The sequence below is a fragment of the Haloglomus irregulare genome (assembly GCF_007421925.1).
GTDB classification, from domain to species: Archaea; Halobacteriota; Halobacteria; order Halobacteriales; family Haloarculaceae; genus Haloglomus; species Haloglomus irregulare.
Map to the genome: position 1 here is coordinate 621,434 of NZ_QMDX01000001.1, position 14,572 is coordinate 636,005.

The window sequence follows — 14,572 nt, forward strand, 5'->3', positions numbered from 1 at the left end:
AATCACTTCGAAGAGTTGTCTCGGCGTCGGGTAGCCGTGCGCCGTGTTCGACCGCGGTCATCGCGCAGTGACTCGAACTCCCGCGACTCCTCCCAGGGCGGCGCTTTCGATGGTGGAACGGGGATGTGCGTCGACGAGTTCGAGTCGCGCTTGTAGCGATCCGGAGGAACAGGGATGTGTTCACGCTCGGATTCGGGACCTCCCGACGTGGTCTCGCTGGTAGCGTCCGTAGGTGGAGACGAGCTGCTCTCGTCCGACCCTGGTGGTCCGGCTGCTGGTGGGTCCGGGTTGTGCGTTGAGGCGACCTTCGTCTCAGGGGGCCCTCCGCCATCACCGCGGGGTGACCCGTCACCACGTCCTCCACCGCCGTCGTTCCCGCGACCGAAACCTCCGGGGCCCCGGCGTCGCTCCCGAAGTTCGCTCGCGAATCGGGAGCCGAGAGCATTCAATCGCGTCCCTGCTTCGTTCGCCCGGAAGCCGACCGGGCGTGGTCGTGGTGGCTGGTAGACCGTCGCTCCGCGACCCTGCAGCCCGCCGACGAAGTTCTGCGTCCGGTGGACCGTCTGTCGCTTCGTCTCGACTGCACCTGCCACTCGGTTTCGGGCCGTCTGGACGGATGCCCGTCTGCCGACGCGGTCGGCCACGAGGAACACGGCACCGGCCTGCCATATGAGGACGAACGGACTGAGGAGTGCAGCCAGCGGGACGATCAGCGCGAGCAGCCACGTTCCGAGGCTGTCCATCGAGAGTTCGAGGCTCTCGAAGAGAAGGATCTCCAGGCGGAACAGCACCGCGACCGGGAGTGTCATGAACAGGAATGGGACGAAGAACCCGCCGATGCGTGAGGCGAACCTCGCGACCAGCGCGAACGGACCGACCCCCGGCACCCAGAGCGCGATGAGGATGGGCATGATGAGAACGAAGAAGTATAGGATCACCTCGCGGAGCAGATAGACCAGCGCGAGGAGCAGGAACAACACGAGGTCGATGAACAGCGTGAGGACGACCCCGAGGAGGCTGAGTCCGGTGAACGAGAGCGTCTCGAAGAGCGTCAGTTCCGACAAGTTGGGGACGATGTACCCCGTGAGCGCGTCGGCGAACTGTAGGGTGAGTGCTGCGATCCACCACCACGCGAGGATACCGAGCAGGCCGGTGAATGCCCGCTTCTTGAGTTTCGAGCGGTGGTAGGTGCTGAACAAGTAGCTCGTCGATTCGAGGAAGATGACGAGTCCGATGCTCAGCGCGTAGAGGAGCAGGGCCAGCGGGACGATCGAGTCCCAATAGTACTCGTAGATCTGTGGCCACGCATCGTTGGTCGGGGCTTCATAGACTGCGTTCGGATGTGGAGTCTTGACAACCAGTTTGATGAGTTCCCCCGCGTACTTTTCTATTAATCCCGATATCGGCGAGAAGAGACCATCAAGGAGCTGTTTCAACGCATCAACTATCACATCTCCGAGCGCCGATAGCGGGAGAAGAGGGAATTCAGCAGGGAGTGTAGTGATAACCTCGTCATCAGGGCTCATAGCTCCAAACTCACGATTCCCTCTATCAGCCATCCAGGACCTCGATTCTGGAGCTATCACAGACAAACCGTCCGCCGGTAGTTCCTGTGCCAGGATTCCCTTCTGCGGTAAGACGGACTGAGGTGGAGAGGACTTCGCCGGTCGCAATTCCGACCGAGATTCTGAAGACGAATTCTTCGCCTGCACATTCGACAGAAGTCGCTTCGTCAAATACTGCCGGAGCAGCAGTCGATACGTACTCTTGCCTACCCTGGGGAGGAATTACTACTGATTCAATTGGAACTCCACCGATGAATGGGATGCCAGGAAAATCACTAATTGGGGTATCTACCGTCCAGTTGGGGGCTTCCTCGAATGTTATATCGTGTGCCCAAGTCGGAGCAGAGCCACGATTCTCGATCTGTACCACTACCTTTCCCGAATCAAGCAATCTCTCGCCACCTCCATTGAGTCGGATACCAGTTATCGAGACTTCGGGCAACAGCTCAATCGGCTGACGCTCGGTTTCATCACCCACCTTGGCGACTAATTCGTGAACTCCCGGTGTGTAGTGGACGTAATCCGTATCGCCTATCTCGGGGTCAGCAATGGCCATCCGAACGGTCGTCGCTGCGAAGTCCGGGTTGACCGACGCGAACACCGTCCCATCCGGCTCGACCAGCGAAATCTGCGAGACGCCGTGGTCCTCTGGAAGCCCGATAACCAGATCACCGAGGTCGAACGAGAGCGACTGGAGGACACTCCCAGGCTCCCCACTCCCGTTATCAGTCGGTGAGACCGGGTCGGCCTGCGAACGCGAGCAGCCGGCCAGCCCGACCATCGCTCCACCGCCGAGCACCCGGAGCACGTTCCGACGCGACATCGCGGGCATCACAGCCCCCTCCACGGTGGCCACACACCCCAGTTCGTGATGCGGTCGATGAGGAACACGCCGAGCAGGAACAGTGCAATCGGAACGCCCCCAGTGTAGAGTACGGACAGGCCGTCGATAGCCGACCCGCGGACGTAGACCGTCTCCGAGTCGCCGAGGTAGGCTTGCTCGCCCTGGACCTGCCACCAGTCGCGTGGCTCGTACCGAGCAGTGACACCACCAGCAGGCCGTGGGATGGTGACCGTCGCGAGTCCATCCGCGTCGGTCGTGATGACCCGCGACCCGAGGTAGACGGGTTCGACACGCCGACTCGTATCGATCGGCCCCCCCAACGCCGCATCCCGGAGCGAGATGCGAATCGTCGCGGTCTCGCGAGTCACGTTGACGATCGAGAGCGAGAGGTTGCTCCGATGGAGCGCGACCTCGGAGTACGCGATATCATCCGAGGAGACGCCGACCCCACGGACGAGTCCATGTGCCCGAACGCGTGGCCAGTCACCACGCCCTGGTTCTCCCACAGCGCGCGTGGTCACCTCGAAGCTCGTCTCGTACACCTCGGGTGGCGTATCGAGGCGCACGTGCTCGGGCAGGTCGGGTGCGGCGAGTCGCACACCATCCGTTCCGAGGAGACGCACGCCCGGCCCGTCCGTCGTCGGCCCCGGCTCGAACGGATAGGCGTGGACCTGGAGCGGGTGGAGCGGCGAATGCTGTGTCGTCGCTCCGCTCTCGCTGCTCGTCGCGAGCGTATCCCACACCGGATCGCGTGCGACGTAGAACCGCCAGACGCCGTTCACCTCTCCGGAGGCGATTTTGTAGCCGAGCCAGCTGTCGTGGTAGCGCAGCGAGAGTCCGATATCGTCGTCCGGGTAGCGCGTCCGCTGGCCGCTGACTGCGAGGCTGTACAGCCGTGCCTCGATAGAGTCACGGACGGTGACGGTCTCCAGTACCGTCTCGTGATCGGAGCGCCACACCCACCGGCATCGTCGCTCGGTCTCACCGCTCGTCTCGTTGATGACGACCGTCCGGCAGCGGCGCACCTGTCGCTCGCGCAGCACCGACAGTTCGACCCCTACCTCGGTTTCCAGCGTGAAGACGACGTTTGCGTCCCCGGTGTCGAGCCCGTCGTAGGCGAGTCGGACCGTCCGGTCGCCGTTCGACCGCGCCTGAAGTTCACCGTCGGCGAGCAGTCGTGTCTCGACGATTCGTGAGTCGACGAGTGTCCACGTCGACCGGCGTGACCCAGTTCGGTCGTCCGCAGGCACGCGAACGCGGTAGTCCGTCGTCCCCAGGGTGACACCCTCCGTCGGTACCAACAGGGCCGTCCGCTCGGGATTCGTGAGCGCCCGCGTCGATGGCTGGACCGCGAACACCGAGACGGTCACGTCCTTCAGGTAGGTCCCGTTCGCTCGCGGCGCCCCGACGGGGAAGACCGAGCGGGTATGGTCGGTATCCGGGAACGTTTCGAGATCGGCGCGGTTCCACCGCTCGACAGCCTTGGGTGGCTCGTCGAGCGGGATGTCCGTTCCGGCAGCGAGGGCGACCAGGTCGGACTCGTTCGCGGTCGCTTCCCGGAACGTCTCTAGGTCGGTGAGATCGACATCCCCGGCCCAGAGCGTGGCGAACGTCTCGTTGTCGAGACCGTGGTCCGGCTCCGTCTCTGGATGCCCGAAGGCGCTCGACGTTGTGAGTGTGGTCATGATGAGGAGGCTCGTAAGAGCGGTTAGAACCCGCAACTGGAGCCACCCGCCACAACGTTGTTCAGGAGGAACGCGACGATGGCCGTTCCGAGCGGCGCGACGATGATGCCCCAGATGATCGCCTGGTTGCGAATCTCTTTGATTTCGCGCTTCATACCCGCTCGTCGGACGGTCGGCGTCGCGACGATGGCGCCGAGTGCGATGACGCCCCCCACGAGTGGGCCGCCGAACTGGATGAGCGTGAAGAGGTTCTTGATCGTCGTCGCCATGTCGGATTGACAAAAGGCGCTCCCGACCTGCGCGGCCGCGGGCTGGGTCGCGAGTGCGAGCACCGTGACCGAGAGACCGGCCACGAGGCCGACGCGCGTCAGCGGTGAGAACTGGTCTACCCGTTCCGTGGGTGGCCCTGCGTCCAGGTCAGATGCTTCGGACGCGTCGTCGGTCGATGCAATGTCGTTCTCCGTGAGGTCGATTGCTGGCATCGATGGCCCCGTTGGGCCATAGAGGGCAAGAACACGCCTCTCGGAAAGGTTTCGGAGTGTCCGACAGTCACCTTTGCACGGACCGCTATAGATATATCTAGGCACGACATCCTGAGTTCATGCATGCGAGGGGGTTAATCCATCACCTGTGCGATGACTCGCAGCGACCCTCCGGCGGACCGGCCGCCGTGCTCAGGTCGCTTCAGGAGGGGCCGGCCAACGCCTCGGAACTGGCTCGGGCCAATTCGATCTCCCCGTCGACAGTCGCGACCAACTGTCGGCCGTTCGTCGAGGCCGAGTTCCTCACGCACGTCGGTGAGTACGAGTTCACGGCCGCGGGGCTGGTTTTCTTCGGCTGCTTCGGGGACGCGACCGAGACGCTGACACCGAGCGAGATTGCGGTGCTCTCGGTGTCCGAACATCGCCTGCCCATCCTCAGGTCAATCGCGGAGACGCCCGGGCGGAAGTGTGACCTCCACCATCAGGAGGATCTCCCCTCGCGAACGACAATCGAGAAGACAGTCACGGAGTTCAGGACTCGTGACTGGGCCAGTGAGGACCTATCCGGGGTACTCAGCCTGACCGACGCCGGGCGGACGGCGATGGCCGTCTACGAGGAGTTCCTCAGCGCGACAGAGACAGTTCTCGCTGCGACGCCGTTCCTCCGACGACTTGGCGAGCGGAGCCTGACTATTCCGGTCGCTGCGTTGTTCGATGCGACACCAATCGAGGAATCTCAGTACGATACCGATGCGCTGGCCGATGCCGTCCTGCAACTCACCGAGACTGGTGCGGACTCGGGCTCGGTGATCGGCCTCGTCTCGACATACAGCCCCGTCCTGCTCCAGCAGTTCGCTACGATACTCCAAGACGATATCGAGTATCGATTCTTACTCGATGCCGAAACCGCCCAGCGGGTTCGGTCCTCACCGTATCGGCACGTCGTCGAAACGGCTTCGGAGCGACCGGGGGTCGACATCAGGATATCTCAGGGAGCGCTGCCATTCGGGTTCGTAACCGACGGGGAAAGAATCGTCGTCGGGGCATACGGAAGTCCGTACGAGTACCCCGCTGGTCTCGTCTCTACTAACGAGGCACTTGTCGGCTGGGCCTTGGATATCCACGCAGGCTACTGGGAGGAGGCCGAATCCCTCTCGTTCGGATCGACTAATATGTCTGCTCGGCGCCGCTCCATGTAGTGCTTCCCGGGCGAGTCTCCACGTCCGTCAGACTGCCTGAGTCTCGTTAATCACAGAATAGCGAGGCCGAAGCCCACGACTTCAGTCGTGAGTCGATGACTCGTCGCTGACGACGGTCGCCTCATCGGGTGGAGACAGATTCAACTCTTCGGCCCCCTGCTCGATCTCTTCGGCGGTGGTCCCAGTCGCCTCGGCGAGAATCGCTGACAGTTCATCGGGCGAGAGAGCATCTTCGACGGGCGATTCCTGACTCATATCCATGTCTACGGGATTCTCACAGATAAGCGTGGGTGTCGGTTCCCCACCGTCGGGCGACCACCGTGGGGGACCGCCACCGGGCGACTTCCGCCCCTTGTACACGTCGATGAAATAGTCAGCATTACTGTGAAGGTAGGTGACGCAGCCGCGAATCACCTTCCCCCGATTTGATGGGAGTGGGTTATGGCGTATCTGGAGGTGTACTGTTGCCCCCGAGCGACGGGCGATGTCGACGTGGAGTCCCTCGCTGTAGATCTCATGGCCGGTCGGGGCGGTCTCGTTGTGGTCCATCCGTGCGATTTCGGCCCAGTGGTCAGCCCCGGTCGTAGTGTGGTAGTGCAGTTGTACCAAGAAACGGGGAATGCGAGTGCCCTGCTGATCGAAGCCCACGGTGATGTGACAGTCGTGCCGGCCAGCACTGACGTGCTTCGAGACGTCGTACCCACTGGGAAGCGACGGAGCCGTCATTCAATCCCGTTTGACTCTCTGTGTACTTGTAACCGCCCTGAACGTATGCGACTCTACAGAGGCGAGACAAGACGGAGGAATTCCGGAGCCTGTAGTCGCTTTACCTCGCGGCTACAGCGTCTGCATCGGAAGTACCGCCCCCCGGTGAATCGTCCATATCGGTCGAATTCGGGAAACGGACCCTCGAACTCGTGTGTTCGAACGGTAGGCAGACGTTCGTCGGCGGGCGTCGAGTCGATCGTTCCGCCGTCTGAACCACGACACGGGGCTCGGGTATCGGCAGTCGGCCGTCCGGTCTTGGCACGACGCCGGAGTCGATATCGAGGTCGACCCGACGCATGTGCTTGCAGCCGCCCTTCGGTTCGTTCTTCGCCCAGTCCGGACAGGTGCAGTTGCGCTCGAAGACATCGACGAGGTAGGTCTGTCCAGACTGGCTGAACACAGAGTAGATGCCGATTCGAAGGAGGGAGACATCCATATCCTTTGTTCTTGCTCTACGGAGTCGGGCGCTGGCTCCGTGGTCGGTTTCCTGACGCTGGACTGAGTGGTGGGTGTGTTCGCTCATTTCGGGTCAGGGCACATCTGTTTGCGCCCCTCGCTCGTCGAGGGGCGCGAAAACTCTACTCGAGAAAGGAGAAGCCGAACACAGTCCTCAAACCCCCGTTTCAGGCATTCTCTGTCACATTCTCGAGACTGAACAACTGGAGATCGTCACGTTCGTCGACGGCCTCCCGTACGGACTGGGTCGCACCGCTCCGCGCGAACAGGGCGTACTCGATATCTGCGTCTTCCCCGCCGGGTGGTGTCCACCGAATCTCTGCAGCGTGGTTCTCTAGCGAAGCGAGTGCTGAGTAATCGAGCGGCGCGTTCGTAAACTTGCACTCCCCGACGACCATCGTGCCCGCATCTGTGAACCCGACGACATCCACCTCGTGTTCCTTGTACCACCAGCGCCCGATATCGAGGAATAGCTTGTCCGGGTAGAGGTTCGGAAGCGCCTCCCGGCAGAGCATCTCGAATGCCGGGCTGACGAAATCAGCGAGTTCAGGTTCGATGATCGCCTCGTAGGCATCGCGTCCGAGGCGCTCGTAGCGGTCCTCGTTCCCGTAGACGAAGCGGAACCAGAACCGGAACAGCGGGTCGCGGATTCGATACCGGCCGCGACGGGATGTGGCTTTCTCCTCAGTGATGGGCACGTCACGCTCGACGAGTCTGAGCCGTTCGAGCTTCTGTGTGTACGTCGATATCTGCTTCCCATCGATACCGATCGCCTGGGCGATCTCGTTCGATGCCGTCTTCCCCGCCGCGATGGCCGAGAGTATCGCGAAGTACCGGTTCGGCTCGGTGAGTTCCGTCCGAAGCACGTATTCCGGCTCGTCGTGGAGGTAGCCCTTCTGTGAGAGTACCTCCTCGGTGAGAACCGTACCGAAGTCCCGACCAAGGTCGATTCCATCGAGATAGTACGGGACACCGCCGAACACGCCCCACGCGAACACACGCTCTTCGGGCGTGTAGTCGCCAGGGAGGAACGCCTGAGCGGCAGCGAAGCGCAGCGGCCGGAGGTCGAGTTTCTCCGTGGCGCGGCCGTAGAGTGGGCTATTGCCGAGGAGGGTTGCTTCCTCCATCATGCTGATCGACGAGCCGACGAGAACGAGCGTCCCGGACGTACGCTGGAAGCGCTGGTCCCAGAGGCGTTGGATGACGGACGGAAGACTCGGGTCAGCCTCGATGAGGTACGGGAACTCGTCGAGGACGACGACAGCGTTCTGGTCACCGAGATAGCCGAGGAGTGACTCCCAGTCTTCCTTGATGTCCGTCACGCCAGGGAACGTTTCAGCGGCGATATCGACGAACTGGTCGAGCTGGAGTCGTGGCGTCGTCTCGGTCGCCTGGTAGACGACGGCATCATCGCGGTCGGTGAGCGAGTGCTGAACGAGCTGCGTCTTGCCGAGTCGGCGACGACCGTAGATGACCGCCAGCTCCGGCTCATCCGAACCGTAGCAGTCGTGCAACCGGGAGAGTTCCACATCGCGGTCCACGAAGCTGTCCATACTTGGCTGTGGGCTCGGTGCAAAGTAATTATTCCGATTAGCCTAATTTGGAATAGGCTAATAAGGATTTCTACCAGACGGCTTCAGGCGAACCGCTCCCGCAGGACGGTTTCCCGATCCTCAAACTGGTCGGCCTTCTCTCGGATGTCCGTCTCCACACGCTCCAGTTGTGCCAGCGCGACCTGACTCTCGGCTCCTCTCGCGCTAATCGGCGGCATTGCCTCGTTTTGACATCTTCCCACGACTGAAATCGTGGGCTTTCTCCTCGAATCTCTGTAAGAAGGTGACGAGTACACCGCCGACCTCACGTCGTAGTGGACCGGGAGCCAACGGACACGTCCCCGACTTCAGTCGTGGGTCGATGACTGGAGAATATCGAACACATCGACCGCCTTGTACTCCTTCCCGCGTTCCTTGCCGGTCACCTCCTTGATGAGCCTGTCCTCCTCGAGCGCGTCGACGACCTTGTAGGCAGTTCGACGGGAGACATCGAGATAGTCGACGAGGTCAGGAGCAGTAAAATACGGATACTGGAGTAATTGACGAGCGAACCGGTCCGTAGCCGTGTTCCCTGGATACTGGCTCTCGTATCGCTGTTGAAGTTTCCGGAGTTGATGAGTCCGACTGTACGACTGCTCGGCTTGACTCCGAAGCCCCTCCAAGAAGAACTCGAACCAGGCCTCCCACGCCCCCTCCTCACTCACTGCACGCATCCGCTCTACGTATTCGATCTTGTGGCGGTTGAAGTACGCACTCGGGTAGATGTAGGGGCTCTCGAGATAGCCCTCACCCGTCAGATACAGAATGATGAGCAGCCGCCCCAGCCGTCCGTTCCCGTCCGAAAACGGATGGACTGTTTCGAAGAAGTAGTGCATGATCGCAGCGTCGACCAGCGGATGGTACTGACCGCCCATCTGGAGATACGACTCGAGCGATTGCATGAGTCCGTCCAGTTGCTCGGGCGATGGGGGGACGAACGGACGCTGTCCTGACTGTGGACTCGGGAGATGGACCATGTGGTCACGGAAGTCACCGACGATATCGCCCTCGTTCCGGACGTCGGCAAGCAGCATCGAATGCAGTTCCTTGATGAACGAGAGCGTGATCGTCTCGCCCTTCTCGATGCGGTCAAGCCCATAGGTGAGCGCCGTTTCGTAGTTGAGCGCCCCCTTCAGATCTCTCTCGATCGGCGTGTCCGGTTCCTCGGTCGGGTGCTGTGTGTGATACGCCTCGAGATCCTGAAACTCGACATCTGCACCCTCGATTCTCGCAGATTCGACCGCTTCGATTCGGATGAGCGACGTGTAGAGTACTGCCGAGAACTCAACAGTCGAGCTGATACCATCGACACGACCGATCTGATACGCGGCATCCGCTTTCTGATCGTGCACCTCGTCGGAAATCGTAATCGCGGGCTCTACCGGGAGCGAGTCCGGCAAGTAGTACGGATTCGGATGGTACTCGACGTACGTCCCTGGGGTGCGATCCGGTAGTTCTCCCGGAGGCATTTCACTAACGTGCACTTCGGGACCCGATCGGTATAGTGTTTTTTATACCAAGTATACGGAAGATTGCCCCACACAAAACGCCGTCACCTCCTAGGTGCCGACCGAGAGACAGAACGCGTACGCGACCGTCGGTGTGCAGTTCTCAAAGCTGCTCCAACTGCTCATAAAGAAACCCGCGCAACTCCGTGAGTGCACTCTCGGGGAGTTCCTGCTGTTGAAAGACACCCTTGAACGAATCCTTGAAGCCCTCATCGGCAAGCCGTTCGAGGATTCCTTCGATTTGTTCGCCGAGCTTCTCCTGATTACCGCGATAGAGATGGGCCCCAATACGGTCGAAATCAGCCTGTAAGCTGATTACCACTAGATCACGGGTATCCGCCAGTCGGCCACTGTGTAGTTTGAGCGCGAAGAGGAGTGCAGGTTCGGGAATCCGACCTTCCAATTCAGGAGCAACATCCAGCGGTTCGACGACGCTGTGTTGGTAAAGATATCGATACGACCACTCCGCATCAGTTTGTCGACATCGCATCGCACCAACAAGCGCGTCGAACTGCACCGCATTATCACCGACTGGTTTCTCGTACCGGACGATTCTCCCCTCATAGACATTCGATACGTCGTTATCGAATTCCTTTTGATATCCTCGATTCTGAAGCAGCTCGTCGTAGTCTGCTAACAGAGATTCTGGAAGGACCATATCCACATCGGTGGTGAACCGAGTCTGGAATGCAGAAACAGCCCATCCACCGACCAGGATGTGGGGGAGGCTGGCCTGTTGAATCGCTCGGTGGGTGCTGACGAGTTCGTCTTGTCTCTCTTGAAGGCTCATACGTGTGACCGGTCAATCTGCCATCCGTGGCTGGTGGTGATAGGCGTCGATATTTAGCTCGTACATTTCAGCGATCATTTCCAAGGCAGGCTCGTAGGCCGGGCGGTTCTCCGTCATCAGTTCGACCGCCTCCTGCAACGGAATTACGGGATTCCCTCCGACCCACTCAACATCGATGCCGTCCGCTCGGGGGAATACGACGTAATGCACGTTGCCAGCGACATCGCTCGCATCGGGGCGCTCGTCGATTGTGGCAGTGGCCCCGAACTGCTGAAAGAAGGCAATCCACCGCTCGATGTCCCGGTCGTGGACCGCGACGAAAACGGGGTAATCATCGTGACTCCGAGCGATCTGATACCCGCCTTCCGTCCAGACGTACGCCGCATCGATCTCCGTGTACGCGAACTCCATCCCGGCGAAGTGCGGAATCACGTAAGCGTCCTCTTGCGAGATAGTGTCGCGACTATATAACGCGGCCATCATCTCGGCGTACTGCTGGCGTAACTCGTGGTCGAGAATCCGGATTGCATTATCGGTGTTTGAGATGATATTTTCGGCCTCTAATCGCCCCATCCAGTCGTACACCCACGAGTACGATATATTTACTTTATTGGCGATTCTATTGATTGAGTCTCCTCTATTAGCCGCCATGACGATCTTCGCAGCGGTGGAATCCATGAACTCAGTCATCGACATGGGTGCTCTATTAGTTATCTCTAATGAGATAGTCTATCAAAAGCTTTTCCAGAAACGGAGGCCCACCAGAGACGCGAAGGGTGGTCAGATTCGTCCGTTGATGCCTCTCACCGAGTAGGCAGACACTCAGGCGAACCGTTCGCGCAGTACCGACTCCCGCTCCTCGAACTGCTCTGCCTTCTCCCGGATATCCGTCTCCACGCGCTCCAGTTGCGCCAGCGCGACCTGACTCTCGATGCCCGTCTGCCCATCACCGTTGGTCTCGGCTTCGGCCTGCTCGCGGTAGGTCCGCTCAACCACCGAGAGCGTCCGCTCGGGATTGAACAGCAGGTCGTTGGCCGCCCGGACGTATCGGTCGAGCGACCCGCCCTCTCTCCCCCGGAAGAAGTGCGTGAGTGCGTGTGTCGCCCCCGAGTGGAGCATCCACAGGTCGATCTCGAATCCCTCGTTCGCGGCGAGCGCGTCGTCGGCCGCCCGCTCGGCCAGATACTCGGGGAAGCCGATCAACTCGTAGAACGCGGCCACGTCGAAGGGCGTCTCGGCGAAGTCGATCTCGATCTCCTGGGCGTCCTCGATGAACGCGTACAGGTCGTTGCTCACGAGCGCGAGTCCCTCGAGGATGCCCTCCCACCACTCCCCGAAGTCACCGATGTCGCCGACGTGCTTGACGATCTGTCTGTCCGTCAGCGCGCGAATCGAGTTCGCACAGGCGTTGTCACGGGCGAACCCCTCGACGTAGACCGCATGCCCGCCGAAGTAGTCATAGCCCGAGGTCACGCCCATCGTGATGGGCTCCCTGGCACCCGGCAGCTGCACCTCCAGCCCGTCGAACATGATGTCCATGTGGACCTCGCCGCCACCGCGGTACTGGCGAATCTCGCCGAACATCACCTCCCCGAGCGAGCGGCCGTCGACCTCGGTTTCTCTGAGGACTGCCTCCAGCGGGCTGTAGATGTTCGTCGGGTTGATGATCGAATAGCTGTCGGTGGGCACGTGGAACAGCGAATCCACGCTCTCGTCTCTGACCTGGTCCATCGCTCGCGCGGGCTCGATGATGGCGTTGAAGCGGTCGGTCTCGACCCACTCCTCGGAGTAGGGATTCCGGTAGGCCACCCGCGTTCTCGTCGCTCGCGGGAGTTGCCGCACGGCTGCCGCGAACGGGATCGCGTCCGAGTCGTTCGTCTCGCATCTGTACCACGTCGGGAGCTGCCCGCCTGTTCGTCCGTCCAGTCCCGCGAAGACCGTCGTCTGCTCTGCATCTTTCATCGATGAACTCCGCGAGGCACGCTCCTACGTCCCTCGCACCTCTCAGAGGGCTACAAAATCGGCGTGGCGCTATCCCAGATAGGAGAGATGATACGGTGACCCTCTTTGCCACGTCCAATTAATCGATTTCCGGCCTTGTTGAAATCCTCAGAAGTTGATAGTTTCACACCCCCAATCGCCCAGTACAGCTGAAGTACGAATCGCTCAGTACAAATCGACAGTGGTTGGTAATACGGTTTCGTTATTCAGGAGTATTCATGGAAGTAGATCGTTCGGGAGATACTGCGAGCAATCGACCGGGATCGCTTCCCAGGCTGCCTGAATCGCTTGATATCCTGTCCAGCCTTCCCCTCGAAGCATCTCGCCACAGGCCTGACAAAACTCCGCTACAGTACACTCCCCCTCGTTTAGTAACAGATACAGCAAAAACGTGGGAGCAACCGCCTTCCCAGTTGTCTCTTCTGCGTCATCGAATACTCGATTAATAGCCCGACGCCCGTGCGTATCCATCAAAATAGCGAACCGATACAGCGCTGTATGCTGTTCGATTTCCACCTTCACGGACTTCTCCCCAGCATCCTCTCCATGCGGTCGAGGAACACACGGAACCGTCGTGAACGACTTCTTCTTGTCGTCGAACGGTTCAAGTGCCTTCTTGCTCCCATCGTGAACCCACCGCTCTCTCGTCCCTTCAGGCGCGTACTCAGACATCTCCCGAACGTGGCGCTTGAGTTCGTGATAACACACGTTAGTCGTCGTCAGCTGGATATTGTCCGTAATTCGAGACCAGAGACCCGTGTTCGCGACAGCGATTAGTGCGTCTGTATCAACGATAACTGGATGGCGAACCTCATCGTCCACCATCTTCACTCCTGGAAAACGCCTGTCGTATCAAGCTCTGCGGCCTCCTCAAAAGCCTCTCGCTCCCGCTCAATTTCTTCTAAGGCGTCACCAAGAAGGATCTCTGCAACGTCTTCAGAAAGCTCTCCTTGCTTGTATCGCTGGTGGAGGGTGATCTTCTCCTCGTCCGAGAGGACTTCTCGGAGTTTCTCTTGAAGACCCTGTCGAGCAAGCTCACTAATGTTGATCCCACCAAGACGCATCTGGTCGACAATCTGAGTCGCCTTCTTCTCAGTTTCTCCCCGGAACTGGATTTTGTCGTTGTTTGCGGCCATCTTACCCTACATTCTCTCTCCACCGTAATAGATGTTGTGACGAGCCATCCATGTCAGTACAGAGTTTCAATAGTCAATACGCACTCTTCAGCGACTGGTTGTTTCAGACGATAATATATCTGAAGAAGAGGATTTCAACAGAGCCAATAAACATTAATGATCCTCCCGGCGTTCCGTACGTGGTCTCCTGGCTATACCGGCCACGTCGGGAGCGAGGGGATCCCGGCTTCCCACCGAATCGCTGCCAACGCGCTGGGAAATTGCTGAAGTCGTTCCTCGAGAACGGCGAGGGGATGTTCATCGAGAAACGTCGTGCCATACCGATCAACAGTCGTCCCGTCGTAATCGAGTTGGATGTGACAGGTGCCGAGGCCCTGGTGATCAGCATCCTGATGGAAACCGAGCATGAAGTTCCGCTCGGGTTCGATCCAGTTGATGCGGTAATATTCGTGGTTAACACCGGCGGGATACCAGAAGCGAACTTCCAGTCGTGCGTTCTCAACGTCGTGACATCCTCCGCGCCGTGAACGGCGCGGCTTCCCGGCA

Annotated in this window: 16 protein-coding genes; 2 read left to right on the forward strand and 14 right to left on the reverse strand. The window is 60.0% G+C overall.

Annotation, left to right across the window (positions count from 1 at the left end; translation table 11 throughout):
- Positions 1 to 2: 2 nt before the first annotated feature.
- From DP107_RS03205 to DP107_RS03220, 4 genes are read right to left on the reverse strand one after another with little or no spacing between them, the layout of a single operon-like run.
- Positions 3 to 1,559 carry a hypothetical protein gene (locus DP107_RS03205; RefSeq protein ID WP_185977146.1) on the reverse strand — a complete coding sequence of 519 codons (1,557 nt, stop codon included), beginning with the start codon at positions 1,557 to 1,559 and terminating at the stop codon, positions 3 to 5.
- The gene (locus tag DP107_RS03210) at positions 1,552 to 2,421 is read right to left on the reverse strand and encodes a hypothetical protein (RefSeq protein WP_144260670.1); all 870 of its coding nucleotides are present in this window, start codon (positions 2,419 to 2,421) and stop codon (positions 1,552 to 1,554) included. The genes DP107_RS03205 and DP107_RS03210 overlap by 8 nt, the downstream gene beginning before the upstream one ends.
- The gene (locus tag DP107_RS03215; protein WP_144260672.1) at positions 2,397 to 4,094 is read right to left on the reverse strand and encodes a hypothetical protein; all 1,698 of its coding nucleotides are present in this window, start codon (positions 4,092 to 4,094) and stop codon (positions 2,397 to 2,399) included. The genes DP107_RS03210 and DP107_RS03215 overlap by 25 nt, the downstream gene beginning before the upstream one ends.
- Positions 4,095 to 4,117: 23 nt before the next feature.
- Positions 4,118 to 4,576 carry a hypothetical protein gene (locus tag DP107_RS03220; RefSeq protein WP_238330755.1) on the reverse strand — a complete coding sequence of 153 codons (459 nt, stop codon included), beginning with the start codon at positions 4,574 to 4,576 and terminating at the stop codon, positions 4,118 to 4,120.
- 119 nt (positions 4,577 to 4,695) lie between these two features.
- Here DP107_RS03220 and DP107_RS03225 point away from each other — a divergent pair, with 119 nt between their 5' ends.
- Positions 4,696 to 5,775 (forward strand): transcriptional regulator FilR1 domain-containing protein, encoded by a 1,080-nt coding sequence (locus DP107_RS03225; protein WP_144260674.1) that lies wholly within the window; start codon positions 4,696 to 4,698, stop codon positions 5,773 to 5,775.
- 81 nt (positions 5,776 to 5,856) lie between these two features.
- Here the strand turns inward: DP107_RS03225 and DP107_RS03230 are convergent, their stop codons facing one another.
- The 10 genes from DP107_RS03230 to DP107_RS03270 form a co-directional block, all read right to left on the reverse strand.
- On the reverse strand, positions 5,857 to 6,501 hold the full coding sequence (locus tag DP107_RS03230) for a DUF7718 family protein (protein ID WP_144260676.1): 645 nt from the start codon (positions 6,499 to 6,501) through the stop codon (positions 5,857 to 5,859).
- Positions 6,502 to 6,601: 100 nt separating this feature from the next.
- Positions 6,602 to 6,979 (reverse strand): hypothetical protein, encoded by a 378-nt coding sequence (locus DP107_RS03235; protein WP_144260677.1) that lies wholly within the window; start codon positions 6,977 to 6,979, stop codon positions 6,602 to 6,604.
- Between the two features lie 187 nt (positions 6,980 to 7,166).
- Positions 7,167 to 8,552 (reverse strand): ATP-binding protein, encoded by a 1,386-nt coding sequence (locus DP107_RS03240; protein WP_144260679.1) that lies wholly within the window; start codon positions 8,550 to 8,552, stop codon positions 7,167 to 7,169.
- Positions 8,553 to 8,635: 83 nt separating this feature from the next.
- Complete coding sequence (locus DP107_RS21055; RefSeq protein ID WP_272949817.1) at positions 8,636 to 8,770, reverse strand: hypothetical protein; 135 nt, start codon at positions 8,768 to 8,770, stop codon at positions 8,636 to 8,638.
- 129 nt (positions 8,771 to 8,899) lie between these two features.
- Positions 8,900 to 10,060, reverse strand: a complete 1,161-nt coding sequence (locus tag DP107_RS03245; RefSeq protein WP_144260680.1) for a Fic family protein — start codon at positions 10,058 to 10,060, stop codon at positions 8,900 to 8,902.
- A gap of 142 nt (positions 10,061 to 10,202) precedes the next feature.
- Positions 10,203 to 10,889 (reverse strand): hypothetical protein, encoded by a 687-nt coding sequence (locus tag DP107_RS03250; protein ID WP_144260682.1) that lies wholly within the window; start codon positions 10,887 to 10,889, stop codon positions 10,203 to 10,205.
- A 12-nt stretch (positions 10,890 to 10,901) separates the two neighbouring features.
- On the reverse strand, positions 10,902 to 11,567 hold the full coding sequence (locus DP107_RS03255; RefSeq protein WP_144260808.1) for a helix-turn-helix domain-containing protein: 666 nt from the start codon (positions 11,565 to 11,567) through the stop codon (positions 10,902 to 10,904).
- Positions 11,568 to 11,711: 144 nt separating this feature from the next.
- Positions 11,712 to 12,851 carry a hypothetical protein gene (locus DP107_RS03260; protein ID WP_144260683.1) on the reverse strand — a complete coding sequence of 380 codons (1,140 nt, stop codon included), beginning with the start codon at positions 12,849 to 12,851 and terminating at the stop codon, positions 11,712 to 11,714.
- A 255-nt stretch (positions 12,852 to 13,106) separates the two neighbouring features.
- Positions 13,107 to 13,715, reverse strand: coding sequence for a hypothetical protein (locus tag DP107_RS03265; RefSeq protein ID WP_202877316.1), 609 nt, complete (start codon positions 13,713 to 13,715; stop codon positions 13,107 to 13,109).
- A gap of 2 nt (positions 13,716 to 13,717) precedes the next feature.
- Entirely contained in the window at positions 13,718 to 14,026 is a 309-nt protein-coding gene (locus tag DP107_RS03270; protein WP_144260685.1) for a hypothetical protein, read from the reverse strand.
- A gap of 50 nt (positions 14,027 to 14,076) precedes the next feature.
- Here DP107_RS03270 and DP107_RS19775 point away from each other — a divergent pair, with 50 nt between their 5' ends.
- Positions 14,077 to 14,553 carry a hypothetical protein gene (locus DP107_RS19775; RefSeq protein WP_185977147.1) on the forward strand — a complete coding sequence of 159 codons (477 nt, stop codon included), beginning with the start codon at positions 14,077 to 14,079 and terminating at the stop codon, positions 14,551 to 14,553.
- The last annotated feature ends 19 nt before the right edge of the window (positions 14,554 to 14,572 follow it).